The 14,434-nt window shown below is 69.2% G+C and carries 14 protein-coding genes; 7 read left to right on the top strand and 7 right to left on the bottom strand.

Annotation, left to right across the window (positions count from 1 at the left end; all coding sequences use genetic code 11):
* Positions 1-94: 94 nt before the first annotated feature.
* Entirely contained in the window at positions 95-1,270 is a 1,176-nt protein-coding gene (locus FJ091_19830) for an acyl-CoA dehydrogenase family protein (GenBank protein ID MBM4385606.1), read from the top strand.
* Position 1,271: 1 nt separating this feature from the next.
* A complete protein-coding gene (locus FJ091_19825; GenBank protein MBM4385605.1) occupies positions 1,272-2,054 on the top strand; it encodes an SDR family oxidoreductase in 783 nt (260 codons plus the stop codon).
* A gap of 29 nt (positions 2,055-2,083) precedes the next feature.
* Here the strand turns inward: FJ091_19825 and FJ091_19820 are convergent, their stop codons facing one another.
* From FJ091_19820 to FJ091_19795, 6 genes are all read right to left on the bottom strand, one after another.
* On the bottom strand, positions 2,084-3,235 hold the full coding sequence (locus FJ091_19820; GenBank protein ID MBM4385604.1) for an acyl-CoA dehydrogenase family protein: 1,152 nt from the start codon (positions 3,233-3,235) through the stop codon (positions 2,084-2,086).
* A gap of 10 nt (positions 3,236-3,245) precedes the next feature.
* A complete protein-coding gene (locus FJ091_19815) occupies positions 3,246-4,799 on the bottom strand; it encodes an amino acid adenylation domain-containing protein (GenBank protein MBM4385603.1) in 1,554 nt (517 codons plus the stop codon).
* On the bottom strand, positions 4,796-5,053 hold the full coding sequence (locus FJ091_19810; protein MBM4385602.1) for an acyl carrier protein: 258 nt from the start codon (positions 5,051-5,053) through the stop codon (positions 4,796-4,798). The genes FJ091_19815 and FJ091_19810 overlap by 4 nt, the downstream gene beginning before the upstream one ends.
* A complete protein-coding gene (locus FJ091_19805; GenBank protein ID MBM4385601.1) occupies positions 5,050-5,310 on the bottom strand; it encodes a hypothetical protein in 261 nt (86 codons plus the stop codon). Before FJ091_19805 ends, FJ091_19810 begins: the two co-directional genes overlap by 4 nt.
* A gap of 176 nt (positions 5,311-5,486) precedes the next feature.
* Positions 5,487-7,610: a hypothetical protein gene (locus FJ091_19800; GenBank protein ID MBM4385600.1), complete on the bottom strand. Its 2,124-nt coding sequence runs from the start codon at positions 7,608-7,610 to the stop codon at positions 5,487-5,489.
* Between the two features lie 72 nt (positions 7,611-7,682).
* A complete protein-coding gene (locus FJ091_19795) occupies positions 7,683-9,506 on the bottom strand; it encodes a DUF885 domain-containing protein (protein ID MBM4385599.1) in 1,824 nt (607 codons plus the stop codon).
* A gap of 115 nt (positions 9,507-9,621) precedes the next feature.
* Between FJ091_19795 and FJ091_19790 the strand changes: the two genes are divergently transcribed.
* The 5 genes from FJ091_19790 (at position 9,622) to FJ091_19770 (ending at position 13,404) form a co-directional block, all read left to right on the top strand.
* Positions 9,622-10,053, top strand: coding sequence for a hypothetical protein (locus FJ091_19790; GenBank protein MBM4385598.1), 432 nt, complete (start codon positions 9,622-9,624; stop codon positions 10,051-10,053).
* Between the two features lie 160 nt (positions 10,054-10,213).
* Positions 10,214-10,675 (top strand): MaoC family dehydratase, encoded by a 462-nt coding sequence (locus tag FJ091_19785; GenBank protein ID MBM4385597.1) that lies wholly within the window; start codon positions 10,214-10,216, stop codon positions 10,673-10,675.
* A gap of 61 nt (positions 10,676-10,736) precedes the next feature.
* Complete coding sequence (locus FJ091_19780; protein ID MBM4385596.1) at positions 10,737-11,609, top strand: TIGR03619 family F420-dependent LLM class oxidoreductase; 873 nt, start codon at positions 10,737-10,739, stop codon at positions 11,607-11,609.
* 74 nt (positions 11,610-11,683) lie between these two features.
* On the top strand, positions 11,684-12,970 hold the full coding sequence (locus FJ091_19775; GenBank protein MBM4385595.1) for a TolC family protein: 1,287 nt from the start codon (positions 11,684-11,686) through the stop codon (positions 12,968-12,970).
* Positions 12,967-13,404 (top strand): hypothetical protein, encoded by a 438-nt coding sequence (locus FJ091_19770; protein MBM4385594.1) that lies wholly within the window; start codon positions 12,967-12,969, stop codon positions 13,402-13,404. The genes FJ091_19775 and FJ091_19770 overlap by 4 nt, the downstream gene beginning before the upstream one ends.
* A gap of 147 nt (positions 13,405-13,551) precedes the next feature.
* Here FJ091_19770 and FJ091_19765 read toward each other — a convergent pair whose 3' ends face one another.
* Positions 13,552-14,052, bottom strand: coding sequence for a hypothetical protein (locus FJ091_19765; protein MBM4385593.1), 501 nt, complete (start codon positions 14,050-14,052; stop codon positions 13,552-13,554).
* Between the last annotated feature and the right edge of the window lie 382 nt (positions 14,053-14,434).

Genomic DNA, 14,434 nt, shown 5'->3' with positions numbered 1-14,434 from the left:
TATCGTAATGTGCCGCACGCCTGACGGCGCGGAATCGAGGGTTTGGCGTCTGACGCCGAACTAGCGATTTCGCGGAGCGCGACCGCGAGGCCCCGTGAACATCCACTTCTCCCCCGAAGACGAAGCCTTCCGCCGCGAGATCGCGGCGTGGCTGGACGACGCGCTCAGCGGCGAGTTCGCGGTGGTGCGGCATCGCGGCGGGCCGGGCGACGAGAGCGCGCTCATCGACGAGCGCCGCGCGTGGGAGAAGGAGCTCGCGAGCGGCGGCTGGACGTGCGTGAGCTGGCCGCGCGAGGCGGGCGGGCGCGGCCTCTCGCTCTCGCAGCAGGTGATCTTCTTCGAGGAGTACGCGCGCGCGGGCGCGCCGGGCCGCCTCAATCACATGGGCGTCACACTGTTCGGGCCGACCTGCATCGCGTTCGGCACGCCGGAGCAGAAGGCGCGCTTCCTGCCGCCGATCGTCGCGGGCGACACCATCTGGTGTCAGGGCTACTCGGAGCCGAACGCGGGCAGCGATCTCGCGAACGTGCAGACGCGCGCGCGGCTCGAGGGCGACACCTGGGTGATCGACGGCCAGAAGGTGTGGACTTCGTGGGCCGAGTGGGCCGACTGGTGCTTCGTGGTCGCGCGCACGGATCCCGATTCGAAGCGGCACGCGGGGCTCTCGTACTTGTTGGTGCCGATGAAGCAGCCCGGCGTCACGATCCGCCCGATCCGCCAGATCACGGGCGACGCCGAGTTCTCCGAGGTGTTCTACGACGGCGCCCGCACGGCGAAGGAGAATCTGTTAGGCGCGCCGGGCGAGGGCTGGAGAGTGGCAATGGCGACGCTCGCGTTCGAGCGCGGCGTCTCCACGCTCGGCCAGCAGATGCTGTTCCGAAACGAGCTCGACTCGATCATCCGCATCGCGAAGCAGAACGGGAAATCGCGGGACACGCTGATCCGCCAGCGCATCGCCGACGCCTGGATCGGCCTCGAGATTCAGCGCTGGAACGCGCTGCGCACGCTGAGCGACGACACCGCGCTCTCCGGCGCGGGCATGATCCACAAGATCTATTGGGCGACGTGGCACCGCGCGCTCGGCGAGCTCGCGATGGACGTGCTGGGCCCCGAGGCAGATGTCGCCGCCGGCTTCCCGTACGAGCTCACACCGCTGCAGCGCCTCTTCCTATTCACGCGCAGCGACACCATCTACGGCGGCTCGAATCAGATTCAACGCAACCAGATCGCCGAGCGCGCGCTCGGTCTGCCGCGCGAACCGAGGCCGTGAAGTGAGCAAGAGCATCCCCGCGTATCTCGAAGGCAAGAACATCCTCGCGGGCAAGACCGCAGTGATTACGGCCGCCGCCGGCACCGGCATCGGCTTCTGGGCCGCGCGCCGCTTCGCGGAAGAAGGCGCGACGCTGCTGATCAGCGACCTCCACCCGCGCCGCCTCGACGAAGCCGCGGACAAGCTCGCCGAGCTCACGGGCAAACGCCCCGCCACCGCGCTCTGTGACGTGACGCAGCAGGCGCAGGTGGATGCGCTGCGCGACGCGGCGATCGCGGCGCTCGGGCGCGTCGACGTGCTCGTGAACAACGCGGGCCTCGGCGGCACGGCGAACCTCGTCGACATGACCGACGCGCAGTGGACGAGAGTCCTCGACGTGACGCTGAACGGCACGATGCGCGTCACGCGCGCGTTCTTGCCGCACATGCTCGCGCGCGGCGCCGGCGCGGTCGTGAACAACGCCTCGGTGCTCGGCTGGCGCGCGCAACCGGGGCAGAGTCATTACGCCGCCGCGAAGGCGGGCGTGATGGCGTTCACGCGCTGCGTCGCGATGGAGGCGGCCGCGAGCGGAGTGCGCGTCAACGCGGTCGCGCCGAGCCTCGCGATGCACGAGTTCCTCTCGAGAGTGACGCCTGACGGCCTGCTCGAGCAGCTCGAGCAGCGCGAAGCCTTCGGCCGCGCCGCCGCGCCCTTCGAAGTCGCGAACGTGATGGTGTTCCTCGCGAGCGATTACGCCTCGTACATGACGGGCGAGATCGTCGCCGTGAGCAGTCAGCACCCGTAACGAGGAGGGGCCGTCGTCGTCGGCAGGCCCTACGGATTCAGCCCCAGCTTCTTCGCGATGATGTTGCGCTGGATGTCGCTCGTGCCCGAGCTGAACAGGCTGCCGATCGCGTCGCGCGTCTCGCGCTCGAGCTCGGCTTCCTGCATGTAGCCGTAGGCGCCGAGCGTGCGCATCGCGTCGAGGGAGTTCTGCACGAACGCCTCGGAGGTGAAGAGCTTGGCCTGCGCGGCTTCGGCCTCGCTCGGAAGGCCGCGGTCCTTCAGGAAGCCGATGCGGTAGACGAGTAGGCGCGCCGCATCGAGCCGGGTCTTCATGTCGGCGATGCGGTTCGTCACCGACTGAAACTCCGCGATCGCCTTGCCGAATTGCCGGCGCGTCTTCGCGTAGTCGATGCAGCGCTCGAGCTGCCGGCGCATCGCGCCGAGGCAGGTCGCGAGGATGCAGCCGCGCTCCCAATCCATCGCGCAGTTGAACACCGCCGCGCCGCGCCCCTCGCGTCCGAGGCGATTCGTTACGGGCACGCGGACGTCGTCCAGGAACACCTCGGCCATCGGCGAAGTGCGCAGGCCCATCTTGTGCAGCTCGCCGCCGATGCGCAGACCGGGCGTGCCCTTCTCGAGCAGGAACGCGGTGATGCCCATCAGCCCGAGCGCAGGATCGAGCGTCGCGTACACCACGAACAGGTCCGCGACGGGCGCGTTCGTCGCCCACGTCTTCGCGCCGGCGAGCACGTACGCGTCGCCGTCGCGCACGGCGCGCGTGCGCAGGCCGAAGATGTCGGAGCCGGCTTCGGGCTCGCTGCCGAGGTTCGCGCCGATCCAGTCGCCGCGCGTCAGCTTCGGCAGGAAGCGCGCCTTCTGCTCCCCGCTGCCGAACTGCAGCAGCGGAATCGTGTTGGTCCACAGGCTCGCGTTGATCGAGAAGAGCAGGCCAGCGTCGGTCGAGCCGTAGCCGATGCCTTCCATCACCGCGATCGTGGTTGTTAGGTCGGCGCCTTGGCCTCCGTGAGCCGTTGGCACGGGCAGCGCGTGCACGCCGAACTCGGCGCACTTGCGCCAGCCCTCTCTCGAGAACTGCGATGCGGCGTCGCGCTCGCGCAATGCGTCGTTCAGCTCGCCGCGGGCGAAGTCGATCGCCGCGTTCTGCAGCTCGAGCTGCGCCGGAGTGAGCGAGAAGTCCATCGCCGCGAGCCTAGGCGCTCTTCAGCAGCGCTTGGTAGTCGACCTTCGCGGTGCTCGTCCGGGGCAGCGCGTCCACGACGACGAAGCGGTCCGGGCTCATGTACGCGAGCAGGTTCTTCGCGCAGAACTGCTTCAGCTCGATCACGCCCGGCGGCGCGCCGTGGCCCGCCACGTACGCCCAGATCGCGACGCCGTCTTCCTGCGTCTTCGCCACGACGGCGGCTTCCTTGACCGCGGGGTGCTTGTAGAGCGCGGCCTCGATCTCACCCAGCTCGATGCGATAGCCGCGCCGCTTCACCATGCGATCGCGGCGGCCCACGTAGGAGAAGCAGCCGCGCTCGTCGGCGACGACGATGTCGCCCGTGCAGTACCAGCGCCGGCCGTCCGCGGTCGTGCGGAACGCCTGGGCGGTTCGCTCCGGCAGGTTCCAGTAATCCCGCATCACCGGCCCGCTCGCCTGCACGTACAGTACGCCCTCGGCGCCTCGCGCCACGGGGCGCATCTCGTCGTCGAACGCGATCGCCTCGCAGTTCTCGCACGCGGGGCCGATCGGGAAGGGCGCACTGCGCTCGGGCTCGATCGTGCGAGGAATCTCGTAATAAGTGCAGACGTTCGTCTCGGTCGGTCCGTAGAGATTGAAGAAGCGCGGCGCGGTCCAGAGCTGCTTCAGCGCGCGCAGGTGCTTCACCGGGAAGACCTCGCCCGCGAAGAACACGAGCCGCAGAGCGCCGTAGTCGTGGCGCTCGAGCTTTCCGTGCTGCGCGAGCACCGCGAGGATCGACGGCACCGAGTACCACACGCTGATGCGGCGCTCGGAGATGAACTTCGCGAGCGCGTGCGGATCCTTCCCTAATCCCTCGCTCACGAGCACGACGCGCGCGCCAGCCGTGAGCGGCACGTAGAGGTCGAGGATCGAGAGATCGAAGTGGAACGGCGCGTGGCTGCTGAAGCGGTCGGCGCTCCCAGGCTGCGCGAGCTGCGCGGCCCAGTCCACGAACGACAGGGCGCTCGCGTTGGTGTGCACGACGCCCTTCGGCTTCCCGGTCGAGCCGGACGTGTAGAGGATGTACGAGAGATCCTGCGCGCTGGCGGGCGCTGCGCAGCGGAAGCTCTCGCCAGCGCCTACGAGCCACGCGGCATCGTCGCCATTCGCAGCATCGCCGGTGAACGCGAGCAGTGGCGCGGAGAAGTCGTCGCCGGGAGCGAGCGCCGCAGCGCGGGCATCGTCCGCGACCACGACGCGAGCGGCGCAATCGGCGAAGATGAAGCGGTTGCGCTCGGCCGGCGCGGAGAAGTCGACGGGCACGTAGGTGGCGCGCGCCTTCGAGATCGCGAGCAGCGCCGCGAACGACGCGAGGCTCTTCGGCAGGCACACGCCCACGCGGTCGCCCGGAACCACGCCGCGCTCGCACAGGCGCTGCGCGATGCGCGACGCCAGCGCGTCGAGCTGCGCGTACGTGAGCGCGCGGCCCGCGGAATCTTCGGCCGCGATCGCATTCGGCGTGCGCAGCGCCCAGTGCTCGAGCAGCGCAGCGAGCGACGCAACTTCCGCCGCGAGCGTCATGCCAGCTTCGACGCCACGAGCGCGACGATCTCGTTCACCGAGTTGAACGCGGTCGACGCTTCGTGCGGCTCCAGCTCGAGGCCGAAGCTCTCCTCGACGTTCGTGACGAACTGCAGCGTCGACAGTGAGACGAGAATGCCCGCCTCCTTGAGCGACAGCGCGTCGTCGAGCTTCTCGGGCGCTTCGCCCGGGATCAGCTCGCGCAGGATGTAGCTGCGCACAGCGTTACGGATCGAGGCTTCATCGTGACTCATCGGATGCTCTCCATGGTTTCCGCGTCAGGGATCTCTTCGGCGACCTGCGAAGGCGCGGCGCGCCAAATCTCGCTCTCTCGCGCGACGATCGCTTCGAGCGTGCGCTCCGCGATCAGCGCGTGGCCTTTCGCATTCGGATGGTCGTCCCACTCTGCGACGGCCAGTTCTTCCCACGGCAGATGCGCGTACGCAGTCTGCACTTCGTCGATGATGACGAAGCCCGCATCGCGCGCGAGCTGCGTCGTGCTCGCGACCATCTGCTCCGCGGTCTCGTCGAGTGGCGTCGGGATCAGCAGCCAGATCGGAACGGCGCCCGCCTCGCGCGCCGTGCGCGCGAACTCGGCGTAGCTCCAGCGCAGAATGTCCTCGGCGAACGGAGAGAGCTTCTCCTTGATCGACTCTTCGCTCTCGCCCGGCTGCGCACCGGCTTTGGTCAGGATCTCGCGCAGATAGGCGTGCGGAATCGCGAGCCCGCGGTTCTGCGCCTCGGCAACGTGGTTGCGCGCCTTCGTGCGGTCGATCGAGTGCGCGACGTAGATCGCGGCGTCGGGCGAGAAGCGCAGCGCGCGCGTTCGCAGGTCGTCGAGCTGTTGGGGGGGGGCGTGTAGCCCTCGATGCCAAAGTTGAGCAACTCGTAGCGTGCGTAGCCGCCAGGGCGCGTCTCGTTCAGCTTCGCTTCGATGAGCGCCTCGAACGTCGCATCGTCCGCCACGCCCGAGCCCATCAGGTGCGACGAGCCGATCAGTACGGCGCGCCATGTGCCGGGCGGCTTCTCGAGCGTGTAGTGGCGATCGCGCATTCCCCAGCGATTCGTGCTCGTCGGCACGCCGTGGAAGTCGATCGAAACCGACGGGTTCATCTCCACCTTCATCCAGCTGCGCACCGGCCTCGCGAGCTCGGTCGCGTGCAGCCTCGGCCACGACGCCGGTTTCTTCAGCTCGAGCTCCCACACCGGCGAGCCGAAGCGGTCCATGTCGATCAATTCTTCGTAATAACCGCGCTGCAGCCGCGCGATGTCGGTGGCGCTGAGCCGGCTTTGCTCGATGCTCGCGAGCAGCTCGCCGCCCGAGCCGAGCGCGCTTTGCGCCTTGCCCGCGCTGAGCACGATCAGCAGCCCGATCGCGGCGAGCGACGCGCCCTGCGGCGCGACGCGCGGCAGCACGCGCGGGCCGAGTGCGCGCGCGGCCCAGAACACTCCCGCACAGCCGAGCGCGATCGCCAGGCTCGGCGCCCAGCTGGAAGCCGCGGGGAGCTCCGGTGCGCCGTGCCACGCGAGGCCGTTCTTCCAGAGCAGCAGCCACGCCGGAATCGTGTCCGCAGTCCAGATCGACCAAAGCGTGCAGATCGCGAAGAACGTCCCCACGGTCGCGAGCGCGCGCTTCCAGAGCGGCTCGCCCCCAAGCTTGCGCTTGCGGAACGACGGATCGGCTTCGCGCAGCGTGCCGTGGACGACGAGCCCGGCGAGCGTCCCCCAGAAGATGATGTCCTGCCAGGTGACCGGGAACGATCCGCGCAGCCAAAACCATTGATAACTGTGCAGGAACCACGTCACCACGAACACGAACAGCGTCGCGCCCACGAGCGCCGTCTTCGTTCCCCGCTTCCGCAACCGGAAGAACGCCGGGTAGTAGAAGACCTTCAGCATGAAGTCCTTCCAGTAGATGTTGATGCGGCGCCAGAAGTCGGTGAAGGAGGAGGACAGCGCGTACTGGTGGTTCGTCTCCGGCAAGTGGAAGCCGAACAGATGCAGCATTCCCACGATCAGGTGGAACTGGCCGGAGACGCGCAGGTAGAGCAGGAAGTTGGTGGCGAGGTACTGCAGCAGCTCGAACGGGCCGCGTACCTCGCTCGCCTCGATCGTCAGGTGGAAATAGATCACGCGGTAGAGCAGCAGCTGCACCACTCCGCGCACCATCCAGTCGACGCCGCGCTGATGGAGCTGGGGCTCGGGAGCGCCGTAATAACTCTTGCGGAACGTGGTGTAGTCGATGACGGGGAAGAGCGGGAAGCTCGCGTTGGGCAGGAGGAAGAAGTACGAGAGCGCCTGCAGCGGCGTGCCCGGCTTCTTGTCGTGCCGCAGGTCGTACACGTAGACGATCATGCGGAACATCAAGACCGCGGAGAGGATCGGCCAGAGCGAGGCCGACCACGGCGCGCCCACCGGTTGCACGCGCAGCCACGCGAGCCCGGCGCCTGCCGCCAACAACAACCCGATGCGAACGCTCCAGGATGTGGGCAGGTGGCATACGCCGATCAGCGCGAGCGTCACCACCACGAGCCAAGCCGCGTTCGCGACGCCCAGCACGAGCGCGAAGCCTGCGAGCGAGAGCGCGAGAAAGAAACCGAGGCGCCACGCGCGCGGCAGCCAGAAGTGCACCGCGAAGCCCGCGAACGCGAGCCACGCGAGGTTCTGGAAGCCCGCGTTCTCGATGCCGAAACGCTGCATCGCGAGGGCGAGCAGCGCGAGCTGAACGCAGATCGCGGCGAAACCGAAGAACCGAGAAGAATCGTGCCCTTGCGCGGACCCGCTGCCCGCCGCTGATGTCGCCGCCGCCATCGCCACTCGCTCCAGCTCGCGCTCTTCGGCCGGCCGGTGCGTGGCCCTGACAAGGGTTGTGGTTCGGCCGAATTAGGGCGGAGGCCGATCAGGCGACGGGCCGTTCTCGAGCCCGACCTCGGTCCGATCCGGCGGCGGCATCTCCCCTTCGAGCCACGCCGCCACGCGCTCGCGCAGCAGCGGAAGCGTGGTGCTGCCGCTGCCGAGCACGACGTCGTGGAACTCGCGCAAGTCGAAGCGCGCTCCGAGCGCACGCTCGGCCTCTTCGCGTAGCGCGACGATTTCCTGATAACCGAGCAAGTACGCCGCTGCCTGCGCCGGGCGCGCGATGTAGCGGTCGATCTCCTGCGCGGCCTGGTCCGGCGAGAGCGCGGTGTGCTCGAGCATGAACGCGAGCGCGCGCTCGCGGCTCCAGCCGAGCGCGTGCATGCCGGAGTCGACCACGAGGCGCACTGCGCGCCACGCGCGGCCGTTCAGCATGCCGAGTCGGTCGGCGTCGCTCGAGTAGAGACCGAGCTCGTCGGCGACGCGCTCTGCGTAGAGCGCCCAGCCTTCGGTGAAGCCGCTGCGAAACAACAGGCGCGCGATGCGCGGCAGGTCGTCGCGTTCGTTCGCGAGGGCGATCTGGAGGTGGTGACCCGGGACGATCTCGTGGAACGCGGTGTTCTCGCCCGTCACCCAGCTTTGCTTCTCGGGCGCGAACGTGCGCACGCGGTACGCCGCGGGCGCGCTGCCATCGAGTGCGGCCTGCAGGTAGTGCGCCGCGGCCGTCTTCGCCTGGAACGCGGGGATCGGTTCGAGGATCGCGCGCGAGCGGGGCAGGAACGTGAACGCGCGCGGAAGCGCGACCCAAGCGCGATCCATCGCCGCTTGGCCGACGCGCAGCACGTGCGCTTCGTCGCGATACAAGAACGCGGTATCGCTGCGCAGCTTCGCGAGCAGCTCGCGCGGCGGGATTCCGCCGAAGCTGCGCGCCGAGATCGCCGCGATCTCGGCTTCGATCTCCGCGAGCGCTGCGTGGCCGCGCGCGTGCACCTCTTCGGGAGAGGTCGCGAGGGTCGTCTGGAGCAGCAGCGACGCCTCATAACAAGCGCGGCCGCCGGGGCCGTCCGCCATCGCGATCGAGTCGCGCGCGCGTGGCGCATACTCGTCGCGTAGGAAGTCGCGGTAGCGCGCGAGGGCAGGGCGCACGTCGTGCGCGACGAGAGCGAGGAACGTCGCGCGGAAGTCCTCGTCGTTCGCGCGGAACGCGGGGCTCGCGAGCGGCAGCTCCGCGTCCGGCGCTGCGATCAGCGTCGCGAGCTGCGCGAGCACGTGGTCGACGACGACTCGCGGCGCCGTAACACCTCGCGCGAGGCCCACGCGCAGCGCCGCGATCTCGTCGCCCACCGCGCGCGGAAACTGCGTCCAGCGCGTGAGCGCCTGCGCGCGCAGCTCGGGAGTCTCGAGCGGTTGCGCGAGCGCTGCGTCGGCGAGGTTCACGAGCAGCGCGGGGCCGACCTGGCTCACGGGCCAGAGCTCGCGCTTGCACACGCGCTGCGCCGCGTTCGCTTCGAGCAGCGCGAGCGCGAGATCGCGCGCGTGCTGCGCCGCTGGATCCGCAAGCGCATCACGCGGCGTCGCGCGCAGCTCCGCGAGCCACGCGTCTTCGCGCCGATCGCGTGCGGCCTCTGCGGCCAGCGACTGATCGGGCAGCGCGTCGTGGCGCGCACCCGGCGGACGCAAGCGCGCGAGCGTCGCAGGGCTGTCGGCGAGCCTTTGGTCCACGAGCGCATCTGCGATCGCGAGCACGCGCGCATCCGGCGAGGGCGGCTCGGGCTCACGCTCGCCCGCCATCGGCGTGTGTTCGCAGCTCATCGCGAAGAGCAGCAGGCCCATCGTGGCGGCTCTCCGCATGACGCTTCCTCCGCTCCCAATCTTAAGAGGGCCACGCCCGCGCGGGGGAGCAACAATCGTCAAGTCGTGGGCCAGGCACGGGCGCAGGCTGCAGCGGCCTGCAAGGAGACGCGCCATGACGACGACCGCCGCCGGCGCTTCGAGCCGCGGCGCGACTCGCGCCCCGATTCACTCGGGCTTCGCAATCGCGGGCGCACTCGCGCTGCTCGCGATTCTCGTTGCTGCCTCGTTCGCCTGGGTGTGGCTGTGGTCGACGTTCCTCCACGCGAACACGACCGAGGCCGAGGCGCAGGCGTACGATCGCATCGCGAGCCCGATCGTCGCGTTCGTGCTCGCTGCGCCGCTCTACTTCGCCGCAGGCCGCTGGCTGCGAACGCGCATCGGCGCGCGCGCGCCGCGCACCGCGCTCGCTCTGATCGGCGTCGACGCCGCGCTCGGCGTCGCCTCGCTCTTCACCACGCCGAGCGTGCTCTACGCGGCGCTGATCTGCGCGCTCGTCACGGGCGTGAAGCTCGTCGCGATCGTGCGCGGTGCACGCGCTGCGTGAGTGCCGCCGCGGACTGAGGCGCAGCTGAACGTGCAACGGGGACGTACGTGCAACTCCACACGTTCAAGCGCGATGCACGTACGTCCCCGTTGCACGCCCATCGCGCCCGCGCGCGAAACGAGCTTGAATCCGCCGCTCGCACCTTCGGCGGAGGACGGCAGTGCCCACGATCTTCTCGAACCCGCGCGAGCTGCTCGGCGCGGTCGGCAAACCGCTCGGCGCGAGCGAGTGGCTCGCGATCGAGCAGCCGCGCATCGACGAGTTCGCGCGCGCGACCGGCGACCACCAGTGGATCCACGTCGATCCCGAGCGCGCGAAAAGCGGCCCCTTCGGCGCCACCATCGCGCACGGCTACCTCACGCTCTCGCTCGTGAACCAGTTCCTGCCGCAAATCCTCGAGGTGCGCAGCGTCTCGATGGGCGTGAACTACGGCTGCGACAAAGTGCGCTTCCCCTCGCCCGTGCGCGTCGGCTCGCGCGTGCGCGGCGTCGGCGAAGTCGTCGCGGCGGAAGAAGTGAAGGGCGGCGCGGTGCAGGTGACGGTGCGCGTGACGGTGGAGATCGAAGGCAGCGATCGCCCGGCGTGCGTGGTGGACACGATCAGCCGCTTCGTGCCTGCGTGAGCGCGACAATCGAGAAGAGGAACGCAGGCGATCCAGCGAGCGAAGCTCGCGAAAGGTGTGCATGAAGTTCTGGCAAGCCATCTCGTTCGCGGAGCCCGATCAGCTAGTCGGCATCGCGCAAGCAGCGGAAGAGGCGGGCTACCACGGCTTGTTATTGGCCGATCACCTGTTCTTCCCGGGCACGCTCGCGTCGAAGTACCCGTACTCGGGAGACGGCGCGCCGATGTTCGACGGGCGCACGCCGTTCCCGGATCCGTGGACGACGATCGCGGCGATGGCGGCGGCGACGAAGCGCCTCCACTTCGCGACCTTCGTGTTCATCCTCCCGCTGCGCGAGCCGATTCAGCTCGCGAAGACGCTCGGCACGCTCGCGCTCCTGACAGATGGACGCGTCGCGCTCGGCGCCGGCGCGGGCTGGATCCGCGAGGAGTTCGACGCGCTCGGCATCGACTTCCACACGCGCGGCCGGCGCATGGACGAGATGGTCGCGCTGATGCGCAAGCTGTGGACCGGCGACGTGGTCGAGCACCACGGCCGCTTCTTCGACCTGCAGCCCGCGCAGATGAGCCCAGCGCCGGGGCGCGAGGTTCCAATCTGGTTCGGTGGCCTGACAGATGTCGCGATGAAGCGCGCGACGTACGTGGGCGACGGCTGGCTCGGCGTGGGCAACACGCCGGAAGAGGCGGAGCAGATCCTCGGCAAGTTGCGCGTGATGCGCGCCCAGAGCGCGCGCGCGAGCAACCCCTTCGAAACGATCGTGCCACTCGTGACGCCTCTCGAAGCACCCACGTTGCGGCGCCTCGAGGAGCACGGCATGACCGGCGCGAACTCGTTTCCGTTCAGCTTCACGCTCGGCCCGCGCTCCACCCTGGTGCAGAAGCGCGACCAGATGCTGCGCTTCGGCGAGACGGTGATCGCGCAGACAAATCGTTAGGGAGCAACTTGCCAGCGCGTCGCGTCATAGGCTCGGTTGCGCTCGCAGCGGCGGCGCTGCTCGCAGTCGCTTGCGTGAGCCCGCCGGATGGCGCGGCGCAGATTCGCGCGCAGCTCACGGAGCGCAGCGGTGAGAAAGCGAAGCGCGCCGACCTCGCGGACCCCGGGGACGCGATGCCGAGCGAAGACGAGCTCGTCGCGTTCGCGCTGCGCCGGAGCGCGCAATTCCGTGCGGCGCTCGCGGATCTCGGGGTCGCGGAGGCGGAGTGGATGCGCGCAGGCGCACCGCCTCCCGCAACCTTCAGCGTGCTGTTACCGCTCGGCTCGAAACAGCTCGAGTACGCAGCGAAGCTCCCGATCGACGCGCTCTGGCTGCGACCGAAGCGCGTTGCTGCGGCGAAGCGCGACTGGGCGGCGACTGCAGAGCGCGTCGTCGCGAGCGGGCTCGATCTCGTGCGCGATGTGCGCGTCGCGTGTGCGGACGCGAACGCCGCGTCCAGGCTCCGCGCGCTCCTACGCGAGACTCGCGACCCGTATCGCCGCTTCGCCGAGTATGCCGAGCGGCGGTTTCGCGCGGGTGGGCTTCCCGCAGTCGATGTCGCGCGCGCCAAGCTCCAAGCAGTGAACGCCTCCGATCGGCACGCGCAGGAGTACGCCGCGGTTGTTGGCGCGACCGCGCGCCTGTCCGAGCTCACCGCGTTCCAGTTCGCAGACTGGCCCTGCGAGAGGGAGGAGACAGCGCTCCCTCACGCCGAGCTTCCCTCCGTCGACGAGCTCGTGCGCGACTCGCTCGCTGCTCGCCCCGAGCTGCGCGCCGCCGAACTCGAGGTGGAAGCCGCCGGCGCACGCGCCGGACTCGCGCGCCGCGAAGTGCTTCAGCTGATCGCCGTGCTCGACGCGAACGGGTCGGGCGCCGATGCGGAGATCGGCCCCGGTGCCGAGTTCGGCATTCCGCTCGACGGCGGCCGCGCAGCGCGCGCACTCGCCGACGCGAAGCTCGCGCAGGCACGCGCACGTTACGAGGCCGCGGTGCAACGCGTGACTCGCGAAGTCCGCGAGGCCTACGCGCGTGCGGAAGCTGCGCGCATCTCGGCGCTTGCATGGCATCGCGAGCGCCTTTCCGTTCTCGAAGAGTGGGATGACCGCGCGGGCATGGCTTACGAGGCTGGCGCCATCGACGCAGGCGCGAAGCTCGAGGCCGAAATCGCGATGCTCGAAGGGCGCCGCGAGTTCGTGCTCGCTGACGCCGCGTGGCGCCGCGCGCGCGCGGAGCTCGAGCGCGCTGTCGGCCATCGCCTCGCACTCGCGTCAGAAGCGAGCGCCGCTCCCGTAACAACTCCTGCCACACCGGTGGAGCCATGAAATCGAAGCTCGCTCTCGCCTTGGCGTTCGCGCTCGCGGCGCTTTCCTCCTCCGCGTTCGCCGACGGCGGCTCCTCCGCGCCGGCGCCGTCGCAGGTGGCGAACGCCGTGAGCGAGGGCGCGCTCACCACGCTTGCGCTCACGCCCGAGGCGGAGAGACGCCTCGCGATCGCCGTCGAGCGCGCGGAAAAGAAACCCTTTGCGCGCACGCGGCTCTTCGCGGGCTACGTCCTCGCGCCGCTCGCGAGCGGCGGCGCGGTCGCGCCCGTGACGACGGGTGCGAGCGAGCTGCAGCTCGCGGAAGCGCAGGTCGCGGCGGAGGGCGCGGTCGCAGTGGCGCGCGCGCGGCTGGAAGGCGCGAAGCGCGTACTCGCGCGCGCAGAGCAGATGCTGCGCGACGATGCGGGCAGCCAGCGCCGATCTCATGACTCATGAGTGCTGCATAACGGATCGGCGCTCAGCTGCCGGCAAGGGCCGCCACCGTGGCGGACCGGAGCACCGACGTTCGACGCCAGATTCTACCGCGGTTGATCGGAGCGCGGCCCTTGCCGGTCAGCTGCAGCGCCTTGTTGGGCAGCGCGCTCATGCGGGCAGCCGTTCACCTTCGCGAACAGGGAACCGTTCGAGGATGCGCTTGCACGCTGAGATGATCGGCGGAAGGTAGGTCTGGTCGAAGGCGTCGTTGAAACTGTGTTTCTTCGTCATGTGGTCCGGGGTGATGGAGATAGCCACGTCGATGTGGCCTCCAGTCTTTGCTTCGAGCTCGACTCGAAGGTTGGGCTCGATACAGGCGAGTTCTGCTCGACCGGAGAGGGTCTGCAAGAGACGCTCACACCCGCGAAGCAGGCCAACCAATTCGCCGAGATGGATGATCGAACCGTGGACGCGCACGCTTGATCCCGGGTAGTTGCAACGCCCGGTGACGCGAAGCCAGTTTCCGTCCCAATAGTCGGTTGCGTCGGGGAACTGGCGGCCGTGAACCCAAACCCGAAGCCCTGCGATTTCAAGATCTGGGTCGCCCAGGTGTTCAAGTTCGCGCTGACTCATCTTCGCGCTGCCCAACAGGTATTCGACAGAGCCCAACGCCGTCGCTCGCAGCCCATCTTGCTCCCGCAAACACTGCGAAGCAACGCGTTCTTGGCGCTCGCCGCTGAGGCCGTGGCGGCGCGGAGCGTCCTCAGCACGCTTCGCTGCTGCCTATTCGCACGCTTCCTTCGACGGAAATGCAGCAGCGTGGGGTCGCGCGGTTTCGCTGGGGACGCGTTCTCATGTGCGGCGCGCCCGACTTCACCGCCAGGTGCCGCCTTGGACGCGCGGCTCTTGGTTGCGTCCACGCACCTGACCTGCCTGAGATCCTCGGCCCTAATTCCTCTAGAGAACGGCCTCTGTCTGCTGCGTTGTTGAGCACCGCTCGGCGAACTCCGCCGGGGTGAGGTTGCCGAGGCTCGAGTGCGGGCGCACGGCG

This window comes from Deltaproteobacteria bacterium, assembly GCA_016875395.1.
Classification (GTDB): domain Bacteria; phylum Myxococcota_A; class UBA9160; order UBA9160; family UBA6930; genus VGRF01.
The sequence above is the reverse complement of the archived record's forward strand: the minus strand, read 5'-3'. Positions and strand labels throughout refer to the sequence as shown.

Bases quoted from the DNA above. Each gene is read 5' to 3' on its own strand.
- FJ091_19820 (MBM4385604.1), bottom strand. From the start codon at position 3,235: ATGGACTTCTCGCTCACTCCGGCGCAGCTCGAGCTGCAGAACGCGGCG.
- FJ091_19815 (MBM4385603.1), bottom strand. From the start codon at position 4,799: ATGACGCTCGCGGCGGAAGTTGCGTCGCTCGCTGCGCTGCTCGAGCAC.
- FJ091_19810 (MBM4385602.1), bottom strand. From the start codon at position 5,053: ATGAGTCACGATGAAGCCTCGATCCGTAACGCTGTGCGCAGCTACATC.
- FJ091_19805 (MBM4385601.1), bottom strand. From the start codon at position 5,310: ATGGTCGCGAGCACGACGCAGCTCGCGCGCGATGCGGGCTTCGTCATC.
- FJ091_19800 (MBM4385600.1), bottom strand. From the start codon at position 7,610: ATGGCGGCGGCGACATCAGCGGCGGGCAGCGGGTCCGCGCAAGGGCAC.
- FJ091_19795 (MBM4385599.1), bottom strand. From the start codon at position 9,506: ATGCGGAGAGCCGCCACGATGGGCCTGCTGCTCTTCGCGATGAGCTGC.
- FJ091_19790 (MBM4385598.1), top strand. From the start codon at position 9,622: ATGACGACGACCGCCGCCGGCGCTTCGAGCCGCGGCGCGACTCGCGCC.
- FJ091_19780 (MBM4385596.1), top strand. From the start codon at position 10,737: ATGAAGTTCTGGCAAGCCATCTCGTTCGCGGAGCCCGATCAGCTAGTC.
- FJ091_19770 (MBM4385594.1), top strand. From the start codon at position 12,967: ATGAAATCGAAGCTCGCTCTCGCCTTGGCGTTCGCGCTCGCGGCGCTT.